General features: G+C 56.1%; 19 protein-coding genes and 1 pseudogene. 19 read left to right on the plus strand and 1 reads right to left on the minus strand.

The window, feature by feature from the left end:
• The first annotated feature begins 107 nt into the window (after nt 1-107).
• From AC2FIZ_RS10240 to AC2FIZ_RS10275, 8 genes and pseudogenes are all read left to right on the plus strand, one after another.
• Entirely contained in the window at nt 108-1,280 is a 1,173-nt protein-coding gene (locus AC2FIZ_RS10240; protein WP_496676978.1) for a pyridoxal phosphate-dependent aminotransferase, read from the plus strand.
• Nucleotides 1,281-1,305: 25 nt separating this feature from the next.
• Nucleotides 1,306-2,052, plus strand: coding sequence for an SDR family oxidoreductase (locus AC2FIZ_RS10245; protein ID WP_106607289.1), 747 nt, complete (start codon nt 1,306-1,308; stop codon nt 2,050-2,052).
• Between the two features lie 12 nt (nt 2,053-2,064).
• Nucleotides 2,065-2,907, plus strand: a complete 843-nt coding sequence (locus AC2FIZ_RS10250) for a fumarylacetoacetate hydrolase family protein (RefSeq protein ID WP_106607288.1) — start codon at nt 2,065-2,067, stop codon at nt 2,905-2,907.
• A 169-nt stretch (nt 2,908-3,076) separates the two neighbouring features.
• Complete coding sequence (locus tag AC2FIZ_RS10255) at nt 3,077-3,805, plus strand: SDR family NAD(P)-dependent oxidoreductase (RefSeq protein ID WP_106607586.1); 729 nt, start codon at nt 3,077-3,079, stop codon at nt 3,803-3,805.
• Nucleotides 3,806-3,838: 33 nt separating this feature from the next.
• Complete coding sequence (locus AC2FIZ_RS10260) at nt 3,839-4,504, plus strand: RraA family protein (RefSeq protein WP_106607287.1); 666 nt, start codon at nt 3,839-3,841, stop codon at nt 4,502-4,504.
• A gap of 38 nt (nt 4,505-4,542) precedes the next feature.
• Nucleotides 4,543-5,691: a fumarylacetoacetate hydrolase family protein gene (locus tag AC2FIZ_RS10265; RefSeq protein WP_106607286.1), complete on the plus strand. Its 1,149-nt coding sequence runs from the start codon at nt 4,543-4,545 to the stop codon at nt 5,689-5,691.
• Nucleotides 5,692-5,703: 12 nt separating this feature from the next.
• Nucleotides 5,704-7,209, plus strand: coding sequence for an aldehyde dehydrogenase (NADP(+)) (locus AC2FIZ_RS10270; RefSeq protein WP_496705071.1), 1,506 nt, complete (start codon nt 5,704-5,706; stop codon nt 7,207-7,209).
• 18 nt (nt 7,210-7,227) lie between these two features.
• Nucleotides 7,228-8,140: pseudogene (locus AC2FIZ_RS10275) on the plus strand (dihydrodipicolinate synthase family protein).
• 219 nt (nt 8,141-8,359) lie between these two features.
• On the opposite strand, the gene AC2FIZ_RS10280 reads toward AC2FIZ_RS10275, so the two are convergent.
• Nucleotides 8,360-9,370, minus strand: a complete 1,011-nt coding sequence (locus tag AC2FIZ_RS10280) for a LacI family DNA-binding transcriptional regulator (protein WP_106607283.1) — start codon at nt 9,368-9,370, stop codon at nt 8,360-8,362.
• Nucleotides 9,371-9,567: 197 nt separating this feature from the next.
• On the opposite strand from AC2FIZ_RS10280, the gene dctP reads away from it, so the two are divergent.
• From dctP to AC2FIZ_RS10335, 11 genes are all read left to right on the plus strand, one after another.
• Nucleotides 9,568-10,569, plus strand: coding sequence for a TRAP transporter substrate-binding protein DctP (gene dctP, locus AC2FIZ_RS10285; RefSeq protein ID WP_496676989.1), 1,002 nt, complete (start codon nt 9,568-9,570; stop codon nt 10,567-10,569).
• Nucleotides 10,570-10,650: 81 nt separating this feature from the next.
• Complete coding sequence (locus AC2FIZ_RS10290; RefSeq protein WP_496676992.1) at nt 10,651-11,238, plus strand: TRAP transporter small permease; 588 nt, start codon at nt 10,651-10,653, stop codon at nt 11,236-11,238.
• The gene (locus AC2FIZ_RS10295) at nt 11,232-12,524 is read left to right on the plus strand and encodes a TRAP transporter large permease (RefSeq protein WP_496676995.1); all 1,293 of its coding nucleotides are present in this window, start codon (nt 11,232-11,234) and stop codon (nt 12,522-12,524) included. The genes AC2FIZ_RS10290 and AC2FIZ_RS10295 overlap by 7 nt, the downstream gene beginning before the upstream one ends.
• A gap of 148 nt (nt 12,525-12,672) precedes the next feature.
• Nucleotides 12,673-13,938: an FAD-dependent oxidoreductase gene (locus tag AC2FIZ_RS10300; RefSeq protein WP_496790991.1), complete on the plus strand. Its 1,266-nt coding sequence runs from the start codon at nt 12,673-12,675 to the stop codon at nt 13,936-13,938.
• Nucleotides 13,939-13,969: 31 nt separating this feature from the next.
• Nucleotides 13,970-15,118: a mandelate racemase/muconate lactonizing enzyme family protein gene (locus tag AC2FIZ_RS10305; RefSeq protein WP_496677000.1), complete on the plus strand. Its 1,149-nt coding sequence runs from the start codon at nt 13,970-13,972 to the stop codon at nt 15,116-15,118.
• A complete protein-coding gene (locus AC2FIZ_RS10310) occupies nt 15,115-16,029 on the plus strand; it encodes a dihydrodipicolinate synthase family protein (RefSeq protein ID WP_496705072.1) in 915 nt (304 codons plus the stop codon). Before AC2FIZ_RS10305 ends, AC2FIZ_RS10310 begins: the two co-directional genes overlap by 4 nt.
• 30 nt (nt 16,030-16,059) lie before the next feature.
• Entirely contained in the window at nt 16,060-17,160 is a 1,101-nt protein-coding gene (locus tag AC2FIZ_RS10315) for an Ldh family oxidoreductase (protein ID WP_496677006.1), read from the plus strand.
• A gap of 320 nt (nt 17,161-17,480) precedes the next feature.
• On the plus strand, nt 17,481-18,728 hold the full coding sequence (locus AC2FIZ_RS10320) for a sarcosine oxidase subunit beta family protein (protein WP_106607585.1): 1,248 nt from the start codon (nt 17,481-17,483) through the stop codon (nt 18,726-18,728).
• A gap of 11 nt (nt 18,729-18,739) precedes the next feature.
• Entirely contained in the window at nt 18,740-19,027 is a 288-nt protein-coding gene (locus tag AC2FIZ_RS10325) for a sarcosine oxidase subunit delta (protein ID WP_106607275.1), read from the plus strand.
• Nucleotides 19,024-21,981: a sarcosine oxidase subunit alpha family protein gene (locus tag AC2FIZ_RS10330; RefSeq protein WP_496677010.1), complete on the plus strand. Its 2,958-nt coding sequence runs from the start codon at nt 19,024-19,026 to the stop codon at nt 21,979-21,981. The genes AC2FIZ_RS10325 and AC2FIZ_RS10330 overlap by 4 nt, the downstream gene beginning before the upstream one ends.
• A complete protein-coding gene (locus AC2FIZ_RS10335; protein WP_142638799.1) occupies nt 21,974-22,537 on the plus strand; it encodes a sarcosine oxidase subunit gamma in 564 nt (187 codons plus the stop codon). The genes AC2FIZ_RS10330 and AC2FIZ_RS10335 overlap by 8 nt, the downstream gene beginning before the upstream one ends.
• Nucleotides 22,538-22,539 lie beyond the last annotated feature (2 nt).

Raw genomic sequence — 22,539 nt, forward strand, 5'->3', positions numbered from 1 at the left:
CCAAGCCCGTCCCAAATTGCAGATTGCCTAGTGTATAGGCATATTGCCTATGATTTCAATCGATTTAACAATCGACAGGACGGGCCGTTTTGACTGACATCTTCGTTATGGACAACGCAACACTATTGAACTCGATTTCGTCCCGTGCGCGGGCTTTGGAAGCCTCCAAGATCCGCGAGGTTGCAGAGCTTGGCATGAAGCAAGACGGCGTGTTGCCGCTCTGGTTCGGTGAAGGCGCCTGGCCGACCAATTCACTGATTGTGGACGCTGCAATTGCCGCGCTCAAGGCTGGCAATCATATGTACCAGCCGAACAATGGCGCGATGGCGCTGCGGCAAGCGATTTGTGCTTATAGCAACGAACTTCTGGGCAGCCGTCTGAAACCGGCTCAGGTCACAGTCACCCCTTCCGGAATGCAAGGCCTCATGCTGACGGCTGAATTTCTTGTGACTCCCGGCGACCGGGTTATCGCAGTGGAGCCGGGCTGGCCCAATATCATCGGTGCTTTCAAGGCGACCGGTGCAGAGATTGCGAGCGTGGCAATCGTGCCGAAGGGCGGTCATTGGGCGCTCGACGTGGAAGAGCTGATCGCGGCGCTGACACCGGGCACCAAAGCGGTGGTGATTAACTCGCCCAACAACCCCACCGGCTGGACCATGTCGGCCGAGGAGCAGCGTCTGGTGTTGGAGCATTGCCGCCGGCACGGCATCTGGATCGTTGCCGATGACGTTTATTCCCGGCTCTACCGCCATGGGCGTCACGCGCCCTCATTCCTGTCGATTGCAGAGCCTGAGGATCAGCTGATCTCTGTGAACTCGTTTTCAAAATGCTGGTCGATGACCGGATGGCGGCTTGGCTGGATCGTGGCTCCCGCCGCGTTCGAGGGGAAGCTGGGTCAGTTGACCGAGTTCAACACGTCCTGCACAGCCGGCTTTGTCCAGGAGGCGGGTATTGCAGCCCTGCGCGGCGGCGAAGAGGAAATTGCCAGCCTGTTGAGCAAAATCCAGGCAGGGTATGAAATCACGGCAGAACGCCTCAACGCTTTTTCGCGGGTGGAGTTCATTGAGCCTGATGGTGCTTTCTACTGCTTCTTCCGAGTTGACGGGCTGACTGACAGCTTCGCTGCGGCTGGTGAAATCCTTGAGCAGACCAAGGTCGGGCTAGCGCCGGGCGTGGCGTTCGGTCCGCAGGGAGAAGGTTATTTGCGGCTCTGCTACGCGCAGCCGGCAGAAGTGCTGGAAGAGGCCTTCAAGCGGCTCGAGCCGTTCCTCTCGAAGTGATGCCTCAATATCGGGGAGGAAAGACATGACGTATCAACTCAGCCTTGAGGGTAAAACCGCGCTGATTACTGCCGCTGGGCAGGGTATCGGGCGTGCCAGCGCCGAGGCCTTTGCCCAGGCTGGCGCCTCGGTCATTGCCACAGACATCAATGAGACTTCGCTAGCTGAGCTCAATGCGATTGACGGCATTACCGCATGGAAACTGGATGCAACCGATCCCGAAGACATCAAGCGGGTACTGCCTGAAGCTGGTAGGCTGGATGTGCTGTTCAATTGCGCTGGATTTGTCCATACCGGCAGCATCCTGGATAGCACCGAGGAAGATTGGGACTTTGCCTTCGATCTGAATGCCAAGGCCATGTACCGCCTGTGTAAGGCAGTCCTTCCGGGCATGCTTGAACAGGGCAAGGGGTCGATCATCAACATGTCCTCGGTGGCATCCTCCTTGAAGGGCGTTCCAAACCGCTTTGTTTATTGCGCGTCCAAGGCAGCGGTCATCGGCATGACCAAGGCGATCGCTGCTGACTACGTAACCCAAGGCATCCGTTGCAATGCGATCTGCCCTGGCACCGTAGATAGCCCATCGCTGCACGACCGGTTGCGGGCCACGGGCGATTACGAGGCGGCGCGGGAGCAATTCATCGCGCGCCAGCCTATGGGGCGCGTTGGCGATGCAGACGAAATTGCAGCGCTTGCAGTTTACCTTGCCTCGGATGCCAGCGGATTCACCACGGGCCAGGCCCATATCATCGACGGCGGCTGGGCCCTCTGAACGGAGACTATCATGAAACTTTTGCGTTATGGCCCGAAAGGGCACGAAAAACCCGGTATCGTCGACGCTGACGGTGTTGTCCGCGATCTGTCCGGCTTGGTGGATGACATTGCCGGTGAGGTTCTGACGGATCAAGGCCTGGCCGGCATTGCCGAAGCTGACCTGTCGTCGCTGCCTGCCGTTGAGGTCGACCGTTATGGGCCCTGCGTCGGCGGTGTTGGCAAGTTCATCTGTATTGGGCTCAATTACTCCGACCATGCCGAGGAAAGTGGGCTGGAGGTGCCGCCGGAGCCGGTGATCTTTGCCAAGGCGACTTCGGCAATTTGCGGTCCCAACGACACGGTAGAAATCCCCCGCGGCTCGAAGGCCACCGACTGGGAAGTTGAACTGGGCGTCGTAATTGGCAAAGAGGCAAAATATGTCGATGAGGCAGAAGCTCTCGAACATGTTGCGGGCTACTGCGTGATCAACGACATTTCCGAACGTGATTTCCAGAACAAGCGCGCAGGGCAGTGGACCAAGGGCAAATCTGCCGACACGTTCGGTCCTATTGGACCTTGGCTGGTGACCCGCGACGAGGTTTCTGACCCGCAGAATCTGCCGATGTATCTGGAAGTGAACGGAGAGCGCCGCCAGGACGGAAGCACGAACACAATGGTGTTCGGGGTGGCTCACATCGTCTCTTACCTGTCACAGTTCATGAGCCTGCAGCCAGGCGACATCATCTCCACCGGCACACCTCCGGGTGTGGGCATGGGGATCAAGCCTGAGCCCGTATACCTTAAGGCGGGCGACAAGATGGAACTCGGCATCGAAGGCCTGGGCGTGCAGCGCCAGGACGTTGTGCAGTGCTGACCTTCTCCCCGGCGCCAGGCCGTTCACCCCATTGGCGCTGTTCCTGGGCCAGCTATATTGGTTGCCCGGTCCATCTTTTCCCGAGGCCTACATCCATATCGGTCTCAAAAGGCAAGCCCAGTGAATGAAGGCTGCCTGTAGCCGTGATTTTCATCAGGAGGACAAAGTGATGGAAAACCAAGTTGCAATCGTAACCGGCGGTGCGCAGGGAATAGGCCTGGCTGCGGCTCGGCTTCTGATCGAAAAAGGTGCGAAGGTCGTCAGCTGGGACATTGATGCAAGCAACGGGGACGCAATGGCTGCTCTGGGCGGCAATGCTTTCGCGGTGGACTGCGATATCACCGATCTGTCTTCGGTGGAAGCGGCCTACAAGCGTACTTGCGAGGCAGCGGGAATTCCTTCGATTTTGATCAACAGTGCTGGGATCGCAGGTCCCAACGAACCGCTGGACACCTACGATCCCGAAGCTTGGCGCAAGATCATCGACATTAACCTGAACGGCACATTCTATGTGAACCGCGTCTGCGTTCCTGGAATGCGAGAGCAAGGCTATGGACGCATCCTGAATGTCGCGTCCATCGCAGGCAAAGACGGCAATCCTAATGCTTCCGCCTATTCGGCTTCCAAGGCCGCGGTGATCGGCTTGACTAAGTCCTTGGGCAAGGAACTGGCTGGCTACGATATTGCAGTAAACTGCGTGACGCCGGCTGCGGCCCGGACCCGGATTTTCGACCAGATGAGCCAGGAGCACATTGACTATATGCTTTCCAAAATCCCTCGTGGCCGGTTCCTGGAAGTCGAAGAGGCCGCGAAGATGATCGTTTGGGCGGTTTCACCTGAAAACTCCTTCACCACTGGAGCTGTATTCGATCTGTCTGGCGGCCGGGCCACCTACTAACTCTTGTAAATTAAGTCACTTGGAGGAAAACCCATGACAGATAATGACAAAAAAGCCGCTCTCACCGAACGCCTTGCAAAATGCTACAGCGGTGCAGTTTATGACGCCCTGCGCGAGAGAGGGATAGACAATACTGTTCTGCCCAAAGACATCCGGCCGATTGACGATACTCATGTTCTTGCTGGTCCCGTTTTCACAATTTCAGGAACACCAAAACCTGGGATTAGTGCTGATGATGCTCTGCTGGCTTGGACGGGTTTCCTTTCAACAGCGCCGTCTGGCCATGTCGTAGTTTGCAATGGCCACACTGACGACATCGCGATGATGGGGGAACTGTCTGCCGAGACGCTCCAGATGCGCGGTGTGCGCGGATATGTGACCAATGGCGGGTGTCGGGACAGCAATTTCATTCGTAACATCGGTTTCCCCGTTTTCCATCGCTTCTACACCGCCCGCGATGTGGTGGGCGCATGGTCGGTCGACAAAATGGAAGTCCCTGTGCAGATCGGTGACGTTGTCGTTAAGCCCGGGGATTTTCTGATTGCCGACATTGATGGGGCCATCCTTATCCCAGGTGAAATCGCAGAAGAGATCGTGGTTGAGGTCGAGGAAGTGATGAACACCGAGAACAAGGTCCGCTCGGCTATCCGTAGCGGGACGGATCCGAAAGAAGCCTACCTGACCTACGGGCGCTTCTGAGCGGTCAAACTGGCGTAACAGCACTTGGAGATACGAATATGCATATCGGTTTGCCTGACCAGGGCTGTTTTGTTTTGCGGGTCTGGAATCCAGCGGTTTCAGGGCCTTCGGTTTGCCACTTGCGCGACGGATGCATTGTCGATGTGACCTCGCGTGAAGTGGCAACAGTACGCGACCTGCTTGAGCAGGACGATCCGGCGGGCTGGATCAAGTCTGCCTCAGGCGAAGCAGTTTGCACGCTGGGCGAGCTCGAGGAGAGTTCCGTCGAACGGCCTGATCCTAAATTACCCTATTTTCTGGCGCCCTGCGATCTGCAGCCAGTTAAAGCATGTGGCGTGACCTTTGTATCCTCAATGTTGGAGCGGGTGATTGAAGAGCAGGCACTCGGTGATCCTACCAAGGCCAAGGTGATCCGCGGGCGCTGCGAGACTATTTTAGGCGATAGCCTGACCGGGATTGTTCCCGGGTCAGACCAAGCAATTCAATTGAAGAACGCGCTTCTCGCCGAGGAAGCCTGGTCGCAATACCTTGAAGTCGGAATTGGCCCGGATGCAGAAGTTTTCTCCAAGGCTCAAGCGCTGTCTTCGGTTGGCTGGGGTGCAAGCGTCGGCCTGCATCCAATGTCGCGCTGGAATAACCCGGAACCGGAGGTGGTTCTGGCGATAAACAGCCGGGGTGAGGTCAAGGGTGCCACGCTCGGCAACGACGTGAACCTTCGCGATGTCGAAGGCCGCTCGGCGCTGCTGCTTGGAAAGGCAAAAGACAACAATGCTGCCAGCTCGGTAGGACCTGCCATTCGCCTCTTTGATGGAACCTATTCGATCGCGGATGTGCGTAAAGCGGAACTTGATTTGCGGGTTACCGGGGAGGATGGCTTTGTGATGGACGGTCACAGCACAATGGCCGAGATCAGCCGCGACCCGCTTGACCTGGTTGGGCAGGCTTATGGTGCGCACCACCAGTATCCCGATGGTTTCATGCTGATGATGGGAACCCTTTTCGCTCCAACCCAGGACCGTGATCACCCCGGGGGTGGTTTCACGCACAAAATGGGCGACGTCGTGACCATTTCAAACTCTGATCTGGGTGCTTTGGTCAATACCGTGCGCCTTTCTACCGAATGCCCGCCCTGGGACTTCGCAGCCTCGCATCTGATGCGCAATTTGGCCCGCCGTGGCCTGCTCTGAACGGAGACACTCATGCTAAACGGAAAACATCTGATTGCCGGCGAATGGCTAGGCAGCGCCAGCACTTTTTCATCACAGCCTGCTCACGGCTCCGCCCATAGCTTTGCTGTCGGAACGGTGGATCTTGTCGGACGTGCCTGTGAGGCGGCTGAAGAGGCTTTCTGGTCCTATGGCTACTCTGGCGTGGAAAAACGTGCGGCGTTCCTGCACCGGATTGCGGATGAAATTGACGCCCTTGGAGATGAAATCACTGAGATCGGAAGCCAGGAGACAGGTTTGCCCGAGGCTCGCTTGACCGGTGAGCGCGGTCGGACTGTCGGCCAGCTGCGCTTGTTCGCAGAGCATATCCTGAAAGGCGATTATCTGGACCGTCGCCATGACAGCGCCTTGCCTGACCGGCAGCCGCTGCCGCGGCCTGAGCTGTATATGGTTCAGCGGCCCATTGGCCCGGTTGCGGTCTTTGGTGCTTCGAATTTTCCACTGGCCTTCTCGACCGCAGGGGGTGACACCGCAGCAGCATTGGCCGCAGGCTGCCCTGTAGTGGTCAAAGGCCACTCAGCGCACCCGGGAACGGGGGAGCTGGTGGCTCAAGCCATCGACAAGGCCGTGAAGGCGATGGATCTGCACCCTGGCGTGTTCAACCTGATCCAAGGAGGCAAGCGGAACGTAGGAGCTGCGCTGGTTCAGCATCCATTGGTTAGGGCGGTTGGCTTTACCGGTTCGCTGGGTGGCGGGCGGGCCCTGTTCGATCTGTGCGCATCCCGCGAAGAGCCTATCCCGTTCTTTGGCGAACTTGGCTCAGTCAATCCGATGTTCCTGCTGCCACGATCTCTCTCCTCCCGTGCTGAGGCAATGGGCGAGGGCTGGTCCGGCTCCTTGACTATGGGAGCCGGCCAGTTCTGCACCAATCCAGGGATTGCCGTCGTGCAGTCGGGCGCAGATGCCGAACGTTTTGTTGCGGCAGCTACCAAGGCATTGGAGCAGGTTGGCGCGCAGACAATGCTGACTGACGGGATCGCCGCAGCCTATCGCGATGGGCGCGACCGGATCCGCGCCAATTCCAGCGTGCAGGGAATCCTCACCACCACCTGCGTCCTGCGCAATGCAACGCCGTACCTTTTCCGCGTCACTGCGCGTGAGTGGTTGGCAAATGATGCGTTGGCCGAGGAAGTCTTCGGTCCGCTGGGCCTGGTTGTCGAAGCAGAAGATGCGGCCGAAATGACTGCTGTTGCGAAGGGACTTAAAGGGCAGCTGACCTGCACCGTCCATATGAGTGAAGACGACACCGCCCAGGCGCAGGCCTTGATGCCAATCCTTGAGCGCAAGGCGGGGCGAGTTTTGGTCAACGGCTTTCCGACCGGCGTCGAAGTATCTGACACGATGGTCCATGGCGGCCCCTATCCGGCCTCGACAAATTTTGGTGCGACCTCGGTGGGTACTCTGTCGATCCGACGTTTCCTTCGGCCTGTATGCTTCCAAAACATGCCAGAGGCACTGCTGCCTCAAGATCTGAAATGAACGTCCAAGGATAATATTATGGCTAAAATGTACAAAGGCATCTGGCCGGTTGCCCCGACCCCTTTTCATGACGATGGAACACTCGACCTTGAGGGTATGAAGCGCGTGCTCGACTTCATGATCGATGCGGGCGTCGATGGCATCTGCATCCTTGCGAAATACTCCGAGCAGTTTGTGCTGTCTGATGAAGAGCGCGAAGTGCTGACTCGATTGTCGCTGGAACATGTGGCGCACCGGGTGCCGGTGATCGTGACTGTCAGCCACTTCGCAACCCAGATTGCGGTGGAGCGCGCGCGTCTCGCGAAATCGCTTGGCGCCAGCATGGTGATGCTGATGCCCCCTATCACGGGACAACGCTGCGGGGGACGCCGGAGCAAATTTTTCAGCAGTTTGAAGCGGTCGGCGAGGTGGGCATCCCGATCATGGTGCAGGATGCGCCGATGGCCGGCAATGATCTGACTGTGCCGCTTCTGGTCAGGATGGCCCGCGAAATCGAGATGGTGAAGCTCTTTAAGATCGAGTGCATTCCGGCAACCGGTAAGCTGCGCGAGCTTATTGCTGCAGGCGGTGACGCGATTCAAGGCCCCTTCGACGGTGAAGAAGGTATCACATTGATGGCCGACTTGGATGCCGGAGCTACTGGCACCATGACCTCTGCCACAATTCCCGACAAGATCAAGCCCATTCTGGCTTTGCACGCCGAAGGCAACCGCGAAGGTGCATCCGAAGTCTACCGTCAGGTGCTGCCGGTGATCAACTTCGAAAACCGCCAGTGCCTTTGGCGCGCCTCAAAGGCCGCGATGATGGAGGGGGGGTGATCAATTCCGACTGCTGCCGCCACCCGATTGCACCGTTGCATCCTGAGACCCTTGCGGGGCTCTTGGATATTCTTCGGCCGATTGATCCGCTCGTCCTGTCCTGGGGCAAGTGAAGTAAGACTGGGCGGTTGCATCGTTGAACCAAAAACATAGGCCGCAACTGCCCCGCTCGGCCAACTATGGCATGATGAGAACAGTTCTTGGATTGGTGCCTTGCGGGAGGAGCCGGTGATTTTCACGTTCGCGACATAGGCCGCTCCCACATTCTTCTCAACCCAACGAGACCGTATACTGCACTTGGTCGAAATCAATACGATAGAACGCGACATACTTTAACGATGTGAGCTAACGCTATCAGTCAGGATCAATTCTGTCGGGACGAGAGTGAGTTTAGTTGGCGCTGTCGGATCCGAGATACGGCTTAGCAGATGTTGAATGACAACTCTCCCCATCTCTTGCAGATCAATGCTTGTCGTACTCAGCGGCGGATTGGTGTGTTGCAACTCATCGATCCCCTCGTTCGCGATCAACGAGAAATCTTCTCCGATTTTTTTTCCCAACCTCTGCAAACCGGCTTTCAGTCCAAGGGTGACGATAGCATTATATCCGATGGCAGCAGTCGGCGGATCTTCGACATCCAGAATTCTCGCCGCTGCTTCGTATCCCTGAGCACGAACAGGGCGGCATTCGAAAACAAGCGCACGATCGAACTCTTGACCCGCTTCGTCAAATGCTTGCCTGATGCCTTTCATGCGACGGTTAAATGGGGAAATATTGACTGTGCCGCCAACAGCGGCAATGCGTCTGTGACCAAGGTTAAGCAGATGTTTTGCCGCCGTGTAACCCGCAAGTGTCTCATCAGCCACGACTGAATCGATGGGATAGCCACTGATCTCTCGCGAGACACACACTATTGGGGGGCTGAATTTCTTCATCTCTTCCAGGTCGGTCGCCTGAGTTCCAATCGCAGGAACCAGGACGATGCCATCTGCATTGTACTCAGACATTTTCCTGATGAATTCGGATTGTCTCTCCACTTTTTCATCCGTATTGCACAGGAAGACCGTTTTTCCTACTTTGGCAAGTTCACCTTCAATCGCTCCCAGAATCTCGCTGAAGGACGGGTCGGACACGTTGTTAAGCACGATACCCACCGTGTCGGTCTTTGACTTCCTCAATCCTGCCGCGGAACGCTGATAGACATAGCCAGATTCGCGCAGCGCTTCTTTGACCCTGGCGCGCGTCTGGTCCGAGATTCGGCTGTTTTCCTTCATCGCCAAAGAAACAGTTGCAGTGGAAAGTCCTAACTGTTTTGCGATTTGACTAAGGGTCGGCTTCTGCATTCTTATTATTTTTCCTATGGTTATGGTTGCCTAGGGTAGTAATTTCCAACGTTCTTTCGGGCAAGTTGCCCATGAGAAGTCAGAGTTAATCGATTTAATTTGATTTGTAAAAGTTAATCGATTAACTTGAAGCGGCACCGACGGAAAGCAGTTTACGCATTCCGGAGCGCAAGCGCAGTTTCAACGGGAGGAAAACTATGAAACTCGGAAAATATGCATTCGGCATAATCTCGGGTCTGGCGTTGTCAGGCCTACTTGCAACAACAGCCCTCGCCGACACGGTCAGGCTGAAATTGGCCGGGACCTATCCAGTCAACCACTTCGGCCATGAGATTGTCGAAAACATGATCAAAGAGATTGAAGACGCAGACGTAGGCGTGAAAATCTCCTATTTCCCGGCCTCACAGTTGGGATCCGGCGAAGAACTGATCGAGGATGCCATTCGCGGCAATATCGACCTTGTACAAGCGTTCATCTACGCTCAGGCCGATCCTCGGCTGGAAGTCATGAACCTGCCAGGGTTGGTGACGACTTTTGACGAATTGAAAGCGGTCTACGGCAACCCGGACTCCAAGTTTAACCAGATCCTGGCCGGGATCATGGACGACCTGGGGCTGGTCTATCTTGCCAATACCGGCGAAGGGTTGGTCGGTATTGTCGCGAACGAAAAACCTACCGATTATGCCGGTTTCGGTGATAAGGGCGTGAACATCCGCGTCTGGAGTTCAGAGGTCGCCAAAAAGACCACCGAAAGCCTCGGGTATCGGACGACAACGATGAACTGGGCGGAGGTTCTGCCAGCGCTTCAATCTGGCGTCATCGACGGAGCGATCTGCTGTACGCCGGAATGGGCCTATTCGACCTTCGCGGCCGCCGGCGTGGGGAAATACTTTATTCCCGTGAACACGGCTATCGAAGCGTCATCATTCTATGCCAGTGGCAAGTCCTGGGAGAAGTTGAACCAGGAACAGCGCGACGTTATCCGGGCTGCCGCCGAGAGAGCCGCCAACGTTGCGATCAACACATCCTGGGACCGCAATCAAGGCTTCGTCGAAAAGCTGAAGGAAGCTGGCTGGGAAATTCTTGAGTACAGCCCTGAAGAGCGCGCTGCGATGGTTGCCCACATCCAGGAAAACGTCTGGCCGGAACTGGCGGACGTGGTTGGGCAGGACCTTATCGACGAGCTGACCGCCAAGTAACCAAGATTTTCTTTGGTTGCTCATTAATTGGGGATGCCGTGATTGTCTGGCATCCCCCTCTTAACGGGGAGTGAACTTTCGATGGTACTATTTGAAGATGCATTGCCACCCGGTCTGAGCCGGTTCGTTCGGCTGATGGTTTGGATCAAGTCGGTCCTGGTGAGCGTCGCTCTACCGATACTGCCGATCACATTCTTTTTCGTTGTGCTGTTTCGCTATGTTCTGGAACGCGATCTTTTTGCCTACGAAGAATGGCTCATGCCGATCTGCTTCTGGATCTTCTTCTTGGGCAGTGCGCTTGGCACTTACTACGACAAGCAGATCAATGCTGATCTTCTTGATACAGTCACCGAAAATTCAACACTGCTGTGGCTTCGCAAGCTCGTGATCCAGATCATCGAGTTGTCGATAACGCTGGTACTTGTTTACTGGGCCTGGCTGATGATTGCGGATGAGATCGCGGCATATCCTGGATGGAAAACCACCATCGCCCTGAAGATTCCGTTTATTGTTCCACGCTTTGGAATTTTCGTGGGGTTCGTGTTCATGGCGTTCTACAGCGCCTTGTCGATCTTCCTGATGCTGCGCGTGGGCCCCGATCGATATGCCGAGGCCATGGAGAATGCGCGACGGGCAGAGCCCGATGAGGAGGAGGTTGTGACATGGTAATCCTCATCGCCATAATCCTTATCTGCGTTCTGCTGGCAATCGGCGTCTCGGTTCCATTGGCCTTTGGCGGTGTGCTGATCCTTCTGGCCTATACCGGAGGGTACGATGTCTCTGGGTTCTTCGCGACGGGCCACTGGAAGATGAATTCAGTTATCCTGCTGGCCATTCCTCTTTTCATCATGGCTGGCGATATTATGCAGCGGGGCAAAATTGCAAAACCGATCGTTGAGATTGCCGAGCTCATGTTCGGCCATCTCCGCGGCGGGCTAAGTGCTGCCTCGGTCGTGGCCAGTGCGATGTTCGGCGCAATCTCGGGCAGTGGTGCGGCCACATTGACTTGCATCGGTTCGATCATCATGCCGCATCTGCGCAAGGCACGGTATCCCGCAGGCATTTCCGGCGCATTGGTGATCTGTGCAAGCCCCTTAGGCCTATTGATCCCGCCAAGCGGCGCGCAGTTGCTCTATGCCTGGGTCGGTCAGTTGAACGTTCTTGAATGTTTCCTCGCAACGGTCGTACCAGGGCTGATCCTTACGACCCTGTTGATCATCGTGAATTTCGTGATCCTTCGGAAGGATACCGAAATTCAGGTTACCGAAGTTCCGGACCGTTTCTTCCGTGCACTTGCTGGTAAAACAGCCATCGCAACACCGGCGATCCTGATGCCACTGATCATTCTGGGCGGCATTTATGGTGGCATCATGACGCCCACCGAAGCCGCTGGCGTCGCCGTAATTTATGCCATTCCGGTGGGCTTCTTCGTCTACCGCGGCCTGACACTCAAAACCTTCTATGAAAGTATGAAACACTCGGCGATCACGATCGGCGTGGTCATGGTCATGATCTTCACAGTCTTAATCGCCAGCCGCTTCCTGATTTTCGAAGATATTCCCGGTCTCGCCGAGGATCTGATCTATTCCATTTCAGATAACCCAATAATGATTTTCCTGATGCTCAATCTGGTCATGCTTCTGATTGGTATGCTGATGGACGATATCAGCGGAATCATCCTGAGCGCATCGCTTCTGCTACCCATCGCTGTTGGAGCTGGAATGGATCCAATCCACTTTGCCGCAGTTCTTGGTGTTAATCTTGGCATGGGCAACATCACGCCGCCAACGGCACCGCTTCTGTATCTCGGATCGCAAGTGACAGACGTGCCGGTCCGACAACTGATCTGGCCGACACTGATTTTCATCGTGTTTGCTTGGCTGCCAACTTTGCTGATCACCACATTTATCCCTGGGATCGCTCTTTGGTTGCCGAACATGTTCTTCGGCTCCTAGCAACACGAAAACACCAGCCAGAATAGAAAGAAGTTGGTATGCAAAACTCTGTTCCTTCAAACCGGGCGACGGTTGTCGTGGCTGAAATTCTGGCTCCGAAAGCCAATTTTGATTTCGCTGCCCACGCTCATATCACGGACAAGTCGTGATGGCGGACGCGCTCATAATCGGCGGTGGGCTGATTGGCATCACAACGGCCCACCGATTGGCCAAACGCGGCTGCTCGGTCGTGCTGGTGGAGGCCAACGAGGATGTCGGTCTTGGTGCCAACTTTGCAAACGGTGCGATGCTGGTGCCTTCACAAACTATGCCATGGAATTCGCCAGGGATATTGTCCACGCTTTTGAGGTCAATCGTGACACAAAATTCCGCAGTGCGGATCAAGCCGAAAGCTATCCCGTCCCTGTTCAAATGGGGCCTGCAATTTCTCAAGAACTCAAAGCCGCATCTGTACGAACTCCATACGCGCCGATTGCTCGAACTGGCGCTCTTTTCCATGGATGTCTTTGAGGAATACTACAAAGGATACGCAGACCAATTCGAACCCAAAAAATGTGGCACCATCAAAATCTACCGCGACCAACCAGGTCTGGAAGCCCAGATCAGATCCAATCGTCACCTCAGTGAGGTTGGGCTAGATTGGGAGGCACTAACGCCTGATCAAACTGTTGAGGCTGAGCCGCACCTTCAAGCGCTGGCCCCGCAGCTGGCAGGCGGAATTCGTTTTTCCGCTGATGTGGTGGCGGAATCGCGAAAATTCTGTCAAATCCTCCGCGATGACCTCGTCGCTTCCGGTCAGATAATACATGTTAGTTGCCAAGCCAATGAACTGCTGATGTCAGGCGAAAAGGTCATCGGCGCGCGTACAACAATCGGAGATATTCGGGCGAAGAATACCATTCTGGCCCTTGGGGCCAATACAAGAAAATTGGCTGCAAACGACGCAAGATCAATCTTGGTGCGCCCCGTGAAAGGGTACTCGGTCACATACGATACAACCGGCGTCAACGACCTGCCTTCGTATCCCGTTATCGACGAAGGGATGCATGTCGGGATTGTTCCAATAAATGGCAAATTGCGCGCTGTTGGAATTGCCGAGTTCGCCGGGCATGACGACACTCTAAGCCCCAAAATAATCCGGCAACTCGATCGCCTGACCAAATCCGTTTACCCCAACCTTGCGCAGACGCTTGACGGCTGCAAGCGCGAGCCGTGGACTGGATTCCGCCCGATGAGTGCTGACGGTTTGCCCTATATCGGCGAAGCATCCAGCAAGGGGCTTTGGGTCAATACCGGGCACGGCCATCTGGGTTGGACCCTCGCCACCGGGTCGGCAGAGTTGCTTGCTGACCTCATCATGGGCAAGCCAACAGCCTTGGACGCATCCAGCTATGCAGTAACTCGATCACACTAGACAGAAGATAAACCTAATGGAAGACAAGGTCATGAAAATAAAAGATATTCGCCTCACACGGCTCTTTTCCAAGTTCAAGACGCCCTATGTCTGGGCCATGGGCAAGAATCTTGGTCAAACAACAATCCTGATTGAGGTCGAAACGGATGCGGGCGTCGTCGGCTACGGCGAAACCGCCCCGACGATGACGTCCCCAGAGGCGATCCATGCGCTCTTACTAACCGCTAAAACGGTCCTGATAGGGCAGCCCATCACTCAGATCACCGATTTGATGAAACAGCTCTTTACGCAAAATTTTGGACATCACTATGCCAGCCAATCTCATCCAAGAATAGGCAATTTTGCGTTTGCAGGTGTTGAATTGGCCCTTTGGGATGCACTTGGCAAATCGTTGGATCTGCCGGTTCATGCCCTGTTGGGTGGGAAGATCCATGACACGGTGAGTTTCATGGGGTTTGTCCAGGGAGACAGTACGGAAGAGGTTGCAGCACATGCCGGTCAGTTGGCGTCGGACGGCTTTGAAGTGATTTACCTCAAGGCCGGATACACCAACGATAAAGATATGGCCAATGTCGAAGCTGTCAGAAAGGCAATTGGCAACAAGCGACTTCGGATCGACCCGAATGAGGCCTGGGACTTGATGGAGGCCCAGGTGATGATCAATAAGCTCGCCAAGTATGATCTCGAGATGGTTGAACAGCCGGTGTCGGCGATTGCCGGCGTTCCGGCATTGAAGGCATTGAAACAATCCTGCTCAGTCCCAATTGCCGCCGACCAGTCCGTGTACACACTAGAGGAGGCTCACTCGATGTGCTCCAGCGGTGCGGCAAGCCTGCTGACTGTGGGTCTGCACGAAACTGGAGGTATTCTTGGGTTCCGCCGCGTCGCTGCGATAGCTCAGGTATTCGACATCAACGTGTGTATTCACGGTGTTTGGGAGACCGGAATTACCACCTGCGCCTCGATACAAGCTGCGTCGGGTGTTCCGAATTTGGATGATGGCAATCAGATCATGTGGCAGCTCCTGCAAGAGGACATCGTCGAAAGCCCGGATCTGACGCCAAATGCCGGGAAAATTCCGGTCATGTCCGCCCCTGGCCTTGGATTTACCCTGAACGAGGACGCCGTTGGTCGGGCCGCAGAAGCCTACGACAAGAAGAATGGTTTGGAGGTAACATGATAGCATTGCAAGACAATTCACCTGCGGTCGTATCGCCCGGCATTTATCCAATGCTCTATGCGTTCTTTGACGATCGCGGTGTATTGCGCCAGGATCCGTTTCGGCGTCAGGTGGATGCGGCTTTGGGCACCCAGGCTGCCGGAGTTGCGATTCTGGGGTTGGGTACGGAGGTCTCGAAGCTCTCATTCGATGAGCGCGTCGAGGTCCTTGAAGTCGTCGCGAAGCGCATTGATGGACGCAAGCCGCTCTTAGCGACCGTCTATGGCGATACGATCACCGAGCAGATTGAGTTTTCGAAGCGAGCAATTCAAAGCGGTGCGTCGGCGCTGATGCTCCAGCCTCCCTCGCAGAAAATGGACGATGCAAAGCTGGCGGGCTTCTTCTCCGAGATTATCTCGGCGGTCGATTGCCAGATTGGGGTCCAGAATGCGCCGGAGTTCCTTGGCTTCGGACTAAGCAACCAGAGCTTGATCGCGCTTGCGAATGACCACAAAAATTTCACCATCGCGAAACTGGAATGCAACGCCGTCGATCTTGAGTCTGTTGCGTCAGAGCTCGGGGATAGCGTGATGCTTTTCAATGGCCGCTGCGGACTGGAATTACCTGACAACCTGCGCGCGGGTGCCAGTGGGCTGATCCCGGCGATTGATACGGTAGATAAGACCAGCGAAATTTTCGCTGAATTCACTGCTGGGACCGAAGAGCGGGCCGATAAGCTATATGCCGATCTATTGCCGGTTCTCTGCTTTATCATGCAGGGAATTCCACATTTCCTGACCTATGGAAAGATGCTGGCCGCAGCGCGTTTGGGAATTGAGCTTGGCGGCAGTCGAGAACCCTCATTGCCAGCGACTGATTTCGGCGCAGCATGCATCCACCGGTTCTCGAAACACTTGGGACCGTTGAATTGAGATATTCCGCAACATCACCAGCCATGAACAATGGCCCAAACACCAAAAGAAGAAAGTCATGAAAAATACTGCGCTACACATTTCGATTTCGTTCCGTGCCCGGCTGAGGAGGCTTTTCTAATGACCGTCGTAAACCTATCGCTAAGTGAGATACATGATCTCGCACTAGAAGCATTCACCCAAAATGGATGCGACCCTCAAAACGCCGGGGCCCTGACCCGGACGGTTGTTGCTGCTGAGCGAGACGGGTCTCATTCCCACGGCTTGTTCAGGGTGCCCGGATATGTGGCATCCCTACGTAGTGGGAAGGTCAACGGCGCCGCCGATCCGCAGATTTCCAACAAATCACCTGTAATTGTTAACGCGAATGGCGACGATGGGTATGCCCCCTTGGCAATCGAGCGAGGTATTCCAGCGCTGGCGAAAGCAGCGAGTGAGTTCGGTATCGCAGCAATGACTCTTACCCACACGCATCATTTTGCCGCCCTTTGGCCAGAAGTTGAGGCATTGGCCGAACAAAATTTGGCAGGGATGGCTTGTGTAAGTTATATGCCAAATGTCGCACCACATGGTTCAAACAAGCCTTTATTTGGTACCAATCCGCTCGCTTTTGCCTGGCCACGGAAAAACAAACCACCATTTGTATTCGACATGGCAACTTCCGCAATGGCCGGCGGCGATGTAGCAATTGCCGCAAGAGATGGCCATTCGGTCCCCCTTGGAACCGGATTGGATGAAAATGGCAATGAAACCACCGATCCGGCAGCAATCTTGAAAGGCGTTTTGCTTCCCTTCGGAGGGCACAAGGGTTCTGCTATTGCAACGATGGTTGAACTCTTGGCGGCTGGTGCGACCGGTGAACGGTTTAGCTATGAAGCGCAAGATGCCGACAACGGTGATGGTGGCCCTCCCCGTGGGGGAGAGTTTTTCCTGGCATTTTCGCCATCACTACTGGCCGGTGAAGGTTGGGAGGGCCATTGCGAAGAGTTTTTCGAAAAATACGAGGCAATTCCGGGATCTCGTCTGCCGGGCGCAAGGCGCCACAACAACCGCAATGATACAACCAACCGTGCCATAGATGCGAAACTTGTCGCCACCATTCAAGAGCTTTGTAGTCGTCCCGATTCGTGAATCAGGCACAAGATCGCCATTTGGTTGCCTGAGTTGTCTTTTGGAGGGTGTCGCATTTGATCGCGTTTACCCGCCCGATACGCAAGTATCGGGCACGCGTCCGCCCACCCGGGCGAACGCCCAGCACTGTAAGCGATACTTGAACTGCGACTCCTATTGGCGTTGAAGGTGATTGACGAATTGGAAGTTAATCGATTAACTTATGAGCATTAAGCGTTCCAGAACATGGGATTCGGCATTGCCCACATCAGCGTTGAAACTGGCCGGTTCCACGAACTGGGTGCCAAATGGGCACCCATGCCATAAAGGAAAAGAATGCCATGAGGTACTCAGGGCTAAGAGTCATTAGAGAGGCCTTGAATGGCCAAAAAGGTTGGAAGCCTGCTTGGCGCAATCCGGAACCCAAACCCAATTACGACATCATTGTCATTGGCGGCGGAGGCCACGGGTTGGCGACTGCACATTACCTAGCGACGAAATATGGTGAGAAAAGCATCGCAGTGGTCGAAAAAGGCTGGATTGGGTCCGGCAATGCCGGGCGTAACACGACAATTGTGCGTGGTGACTACACTTTGCCTCCAAATACCCGCTTCTACGATCACAGTGTTGGCCTGTGGGAAAAGATGGAGCGGGAGTTGAACTTCAATGTCATGCACTCACAGCGTGGCTTGTTGTTCGTGCACCACAACGACTCAGAGAGGGACGACCACTATCGCAAAACCAACATCATGCGGATGCAAGGCACAGATGGCGAGATTTTGGGGCCTGAGCAGGTGCGCAAGATGTACCCCTCGATGAATTTCGACGGACGTTTCCCTATCACGGGTGCCTATCTTCACCGGCGCGGTGGCACCGCCCGCCATGACGCTGTGGTCTGGGGATATGCGCGGTCGGCCGACAGGCGCGGAGTAGATATCCTTCAGAATTGCGAAGTTATGGGGTTCCGGATTGAGCAAGGTAAGGTCCTGGGGATTGAGACAACCCGCGGGTTCATCGGCGCAAGGAAGGTTGGTGTCTCGGTAGCTGGAAATACCAGCCGAGTGATGGACATGGCGGGCATTCGTACCCCAATCGAAAGCCATGTTCTTCAGGCTTTCGTGTCTGAAGGGCTCAAGCCCATCATTCCCGGCCAAGTCAATTATGGCGCAGGTCACTTCTATATTTCGCAGTCGGACAAAGGCGGCCTGGTTATGGGAGGCGACCTGGATCAGTACAATTCCTGCGCCCAGCGGGGCAACCTGCCGGTCTTTGAATCGGTGATTGAAGCCGCTGTGACCTTGTTCCCAATGCTGTCGCGCGCTCGTCTTTTGCGGGCATGGGGCGGTTTGCAGGATATGTCCATGGATGGCCATGCGGTGATCGACGAAACGCCGATCAAGGGTCTCTATTTGAACGGCGGCTGGTGCTACGGCGGATTCAAAGCAACACCCGCAGCCGGCGAATGCTTTGCTCATCTTCTAAGCACAGAACAGCCGCATGAACTTGCCAAGCCCTATCGTCTTGACCGGTTCCGGACCGGCTACCTGCTTGATGAAAAGGGCCAAGGCCCGAACCCGAACCGGCAGTAAGGAGCGGTCAAATGATTATCAATCACCCTCTTTTGGGGCCGCGTGACCGGCAGGAATTCACCTATCTCGGCGATGCTTGCCTGATTGACCGTCCCGACTGGCAGGCCGGGAACGCGATGGATCAGTTTTACGAATACGTCTACCTGCGTGATGATCCAGCCGGGGAGCACCGCGAGCTTTGGTATCACGAGCATGGCGACCGCTCGTGGCTAGTCGTAACACGCAACACGGTGACGCATGAAATCACTAATGTCGAACTGGCCAGCGATGTGGCCCGCAAGCAGGGGCGCAGCAAATGACCCAATCCAACCGTTTGAATGGCGGCCTGATCAACCGCGGAAAGCCACTGAACTTCAATTTCGATGGGCGTGCCTATCTGGGGTATGAGGGCGACACGCTGGCGTCTGCCCTGATGGCCAATGGCGTGCGTTTCCTGGGTCGATCGTTCAAGTATCACCGTCCGCGTGGTATTTTCACCGCTGGCTCCGAGGAGCCAAACGCGCTGGTCGAATTGCGCAGTGGAGCCCGGCAGGAACCAAACACACGCGCTACAGTAGCGGAGCTGTACGAAGGGCTGGTTGCTTGCTCACAGAATTACAAGGGCAGCTTACGTTACGACCTGCTTGCCCTGAACGATTTGTTCTCGGATATTCTGAGCGCCGGTTTCTATTACAAGACGTTCATGTGGCCGGCGGCTTTCTGGGAGAAAGTCTATGAACCCATCATCCGCTCAGCTGCAGGCCTTGGTCGCCTGTCTGGGGAAGATGACCCGGATGAATATGAAAAGGGCTTCCTCCATTGCGATCTGCTGGTGATTGGGGGTGGGCCCGCTGGCCTGATGGCGGCACTGACCGCGGGCCGTGCAAGCGCAAACGTCATCCTCGCGGATGAAGATAGCCGTTTTGGCGGGCGCCTGAACGTCGAACAGGAAGATGTCGACGGAAAGCCTGCGGTCGAATGGGTTGAGCAGACTGTGGCCGAGCTAACCGCGATGGACAATGTGCGCCTGATGCCGCGAAGCACGGCGATGGGGGCCTTTGACCACGGGGTTTACGGTGTGGTTGAGAGGGTGCAGGACCATCTGCAAACCCCTGTGGCAGGGAAGCCGCGGCAGACATTGTGGCGGGTTTATTCAAAGCGCGCGATCCTTTGTGCCGGGGCAACCGAGCGTCCAATTGCTTTCCCGGACAACGACCGTCCGGGGGTGATGCTGGCAGGATCGATGCGGGCCTATGCCAACCGCTGGGCTGCAACCCCCGCGCGGAAGGTGGCGGTCTTCACCAACAATGATGATGGCCATCGCACTGCGGTAGACCTGATGGCAAAAGGTGTTGATGTCACAGCCATCGTCGATGCCCGGCTGGATGCGCCGACACTGACGGATGTGCGGCTGATCAGTGGCGCGCATGTTATCGGCACCAAGGGGCGGCATGGCCTGAGCAGCATCCGGGTCCGTCAAGCGGATGGCCACGAGGAAACGCTAGCCTGTGGCGCCTTGGGCGTGTCTGGCGGCTGGAATCCCAACGTCCACCTGACCTGCCACCAGGGCGGCCGTCCTGTCTGGATTGAGAGTATTGCAGCTTTCGTTCCCGGCCGGAACATCCCAGTTGGCATGTCGGTGGCGGGTGCGGCCAAAGGCCTGTTTTCGACTGAAGACGCATTGCGCAGCGGGGCGGAAGAAGCTGTGGCTGCCCTGGAAAGCCTGGGTATCGCCGCCAGCGCATTGAAGCTGCCGCGCGCCGATAACGGCGCCTATAACCTCCAGCCACTTTACCATGTGCCCCATGGCAAGGGCCGGGCTTGGCTGGACCAGCAGAACGACGTGACCGTCAAGGACGTTAAGCTGGCACATCAGGAGAACTACCGATCGGTCGAGCATCTCAAACGCTACACTACTCTCGGCATGGCCACTGACCAGGGCAAAACTGCTAACGTCAATGCTTTGGCAATAATGGCCGAGCTGACCGGCAAATCGATCCCCGAAACGGGAACGACGATTTTCCGGCCGCCCTATACACCGGTTGCACTGGGCACAATCGGCGGGCGCACGGTGGGCAAACACTTCCACCCGACGCGCGAAACCCCGACTGACAAATGGGCCAGGGAACACAATGCGCCCTTTGACACTGCTGGCGACTGGATGCGGGCGCGTTGGTTTCCGCAGCCGGGCGAGACCCATTGGCGCCAGTCCGCTGACCGAGAGGCCTGTAACGTGCGCAAGAATGTGGGCATCTGCGATGTGACCACACTGGGAAAAATCGACGTTCAGGGCGCGGATGCCGCGTCATTCCTGAACAGGGTCTATGCCAATGGTTTTGCCAAGCTGGCAGTGGGTAAGGTGCGCTATGGCATCATGCTGCGCGAAGATGGCGCCTGTTACGATGACGGCACCGCTGCACGGTTGGCGGAAGAACACTTCGTCATCACGACCACTACAGCCAATGCCGGGGCGGTTCTGAGAAACATGGAATTCGCCCGTCAATGCCTGTGGCCGGACATGGACGTGCAGCTGATCTCAACCACCGAGGCCTGGGCGCAGTTTGCTGTTGCCGGACCGAAATCGCGCGAGCTGCTGCAGCGGATTGTGGACTCTGAGTTCGATATCTCAAACGAGGCATTCCCGTTCATGGCCTGCGGTTCCGTGACGCTGTGCGGCGGCCTGAGGGCACGTCTGTTTCGGATCTCATTCTCGGGTGAACTGGCCTATGAATTGGCTGTTCCCACCCGTTATGGAGATGCGCTGTGGCGCCGAATGCTAGAGTTGGGGCAAGATCTTGGAGTAGCTCCCTATGGTCTTGAAGCGCTCGACATCATGCGCATTGAAAAAGGCCACCCGACGGGTCGCGAACTCGACGGCAGGGCCACCGCACTGATGCTGGGTATGGGGCGCATGGTGTCCCGCAAAAAAGACAGCATCGGCAGCACAATGGACCAGCGGGAGGGGGTGACTGATCCCAATGGATTGCGCCTTGTCGGTCTGAAGCCCGTGAACCAAAGCGAAGTGATAACCGCCGGTTCCCAGTTGGTGAATGAAACTGCGCCTGTTCATATCGACAGCGAACAGGGGCATGTGACATCAGCCTGTATCTCGCCACATCTGGGGCACTCCATCGGAATGGCCTTTCTCAAAGGCGGTGATCAGCGCATGGGCGAGATTATCCGCGTAGTCGATCCCGTGCGGGGAACCGATGTAAAGGCTCAGGTCATTCCCACACATTTCTTTGACCCGGAAGGAGGGCGCCTGCGTGCTTGATCTTCAATCCATCACCCCGCTTTGGGGAGAAACGCCGCGTGTCGACCGATTCAATGGGCTGACAATCACTGAGGTTCCGAACCGGGCGCTTGCCTCGCTTGCATTGCGTAGGGGGCGCGAAGACGAAGGCCGGAAAGCGGCCGAGGCCATGCTGGGATTAGCTTTGCCTGCGGTCGGGAAGCACGCCGCAGCGGGCTCATACGCGGCTAGCTGGTTTGCGCAGGATCAGTGGCTGATCTCCGCAGAAATCCCGGAGCATGAACTTATGTCCTACCAACTCGCGGATGCCGTGGAGGGCCTAGCCTCGGTAACAGAGCAAACAGACGGCTGGTGCCGTTTTGATCTGGAGGGTGCGTGCCGGGGTGTGTTTGAACGTTTGAGCGGCGTCAATCTGGCTGCGATGGAGCCCGGGAGCGCCACACGCGCGCTGCTGGAGCACCTTAGCTGTGTGATCATCTGCTTTGAAACTGCCAGCCACTACGCGGTTCTTGGCCCGCGCTCTTACGCGCGCTCTCTGCACCATGCTTTGGAGACTGCCGCCCGTTCGGCCCTTTGAAA

This window comes from Ruegeria sp. CDSB022, from assembly GCF_059611145.1.

Excerpts from the sequence above, each read along its gene's own strand:
- AC2FIZ_RS10240 (WP_496676978.1), top strand. The coding sequence starts at position 108 with ATGGACAACGCAACACTATTGAACTCGATTTCGTCCCGTGCGCGGGCT.
- AC2FIZ_RS10245 (WP_106607289.1), top strand. The coding sequence starts at position 1,306 with ATGACGTATCAACTCAGCCTTGAGGGTAAAACCGCGCTGATTACTGCC.
- AC2FIZ_RS10250 (WP_106607288.1), top strand. The coding sequence starts at position 2,065 with ATGAAACTTTTGCGTTATGGCCCGAAAGGGCACGAAAAACCCGGTATC.
- AC2FIZ_RS10255 (WP_106607586.1), top strand. The coding sequence starts at position 3,077 with ATGGAAAACCAAGTTGCAATCGTAACCGGCGGTGCGCAGGGAATAGGC.
- AC2FIZ_RS10260 (WP_106607287.1), top strand. The coding sequence starts at position 3,839 with ATGACAGATAATGACAAAAAAGCCGCTCTCACCGAACGCCTTGCAAAA.
- AC2FIZ_RS10265 (WP_106607286.1), top strand. The coding sequence starts at position 4,543 with ATGCATATCGGTTTGCCTGACCAGGGCTGTTTTGTTTTGCGGGTCTGG.
- AC2FIZ_RS10270 (WP_496705071.1), top strand. The coding sequence starts at position 5,704 with ATGCTAAACGGAAAACATCTGATTGCCGGCGAATGGCTAGGCAGCGCC.
- AC2FIZ_RS10280 (WP_106607283.1), bottom strand. The coding sequence starts at position 9,370 with ATGCAGAAGCCGACCCTTAGTCAAATCGCAAAACAGTTAGGACTTTCC.
- dctP (WP_496676989.1), top strand. The coding sequence starts at position 9,568 with ATGAAACTCGGAAAATATGCATTCGGCATAATCTCGGGTCTGGCGTTG.
- AC2FIZ_RS10290 (WP_496676992.1), top strand. The coding sequence starts at position 10,651 with ATGGTACTATTTGAAGATGCATTGCCACCCGGTCTGAGCCGGTTCGTT.
- AC2FIZ_RS10295 (WP_496676995.1), top strand. The coding sequence starts at position 11,232 with ATGGTAATCCTCATCGCCATAATCCTTATCTGCGTTCTGCTGGCAATC.
- AC2FIZ_RS10300 (WP_496790991.1), top strand. The coding sequence starts at position 12,673 with ATGGCGGACGCGCTCATAATCGGCGGTGGGCTGATTGGCATCACAACG.
- AC2FIZ_RS10305 (WP_496677000.1), top strand. The coding sequence starts at position 13,970 with ATGAAAATAAAAGATATTCGCCTCACACGGCTCTTTTCCAAGTTCAAG.
- AC2FIZ_RS10310 (WP_496705072.1), top strand. The coding sequence starts at position 15,115 with ATGATAGCATTGCAAGACAATTCACCTGCGGTCGTATCGCCCGGCATT.
- AC2FIZ_RS10315 (WP_496677006.1), top strand. The coding sequence starts at position 16,060 with ATGGCCCAAACACCAAAAGAAGAAAGTCATGAAAAATACTGCGCTACA.
- AC2FIZ_RS10320 (WP_106607585.1), top strand. The coding sequence starts at position 17,481 with ATGAGGTACTCAGGGCTAAGAGTCATTAGAGAGGCCTTGAATGGCCAA.
- AC2FIZ_RS10325 (WP_106607275.1), top strand. The coding sequence starts at position 18,740 with ATGATTATCAATCACCCTCTTTTGGGGCCGCGTGACCGGCAGGAATTC.
- AC2FIZ_RS10330 (WP_496677010.1), top strand. The coding sequence starts at position 19,024 with ATGACCCAATCCAACCGTTTGAATGGCGGCCTGATCAACCGCGGAAAG.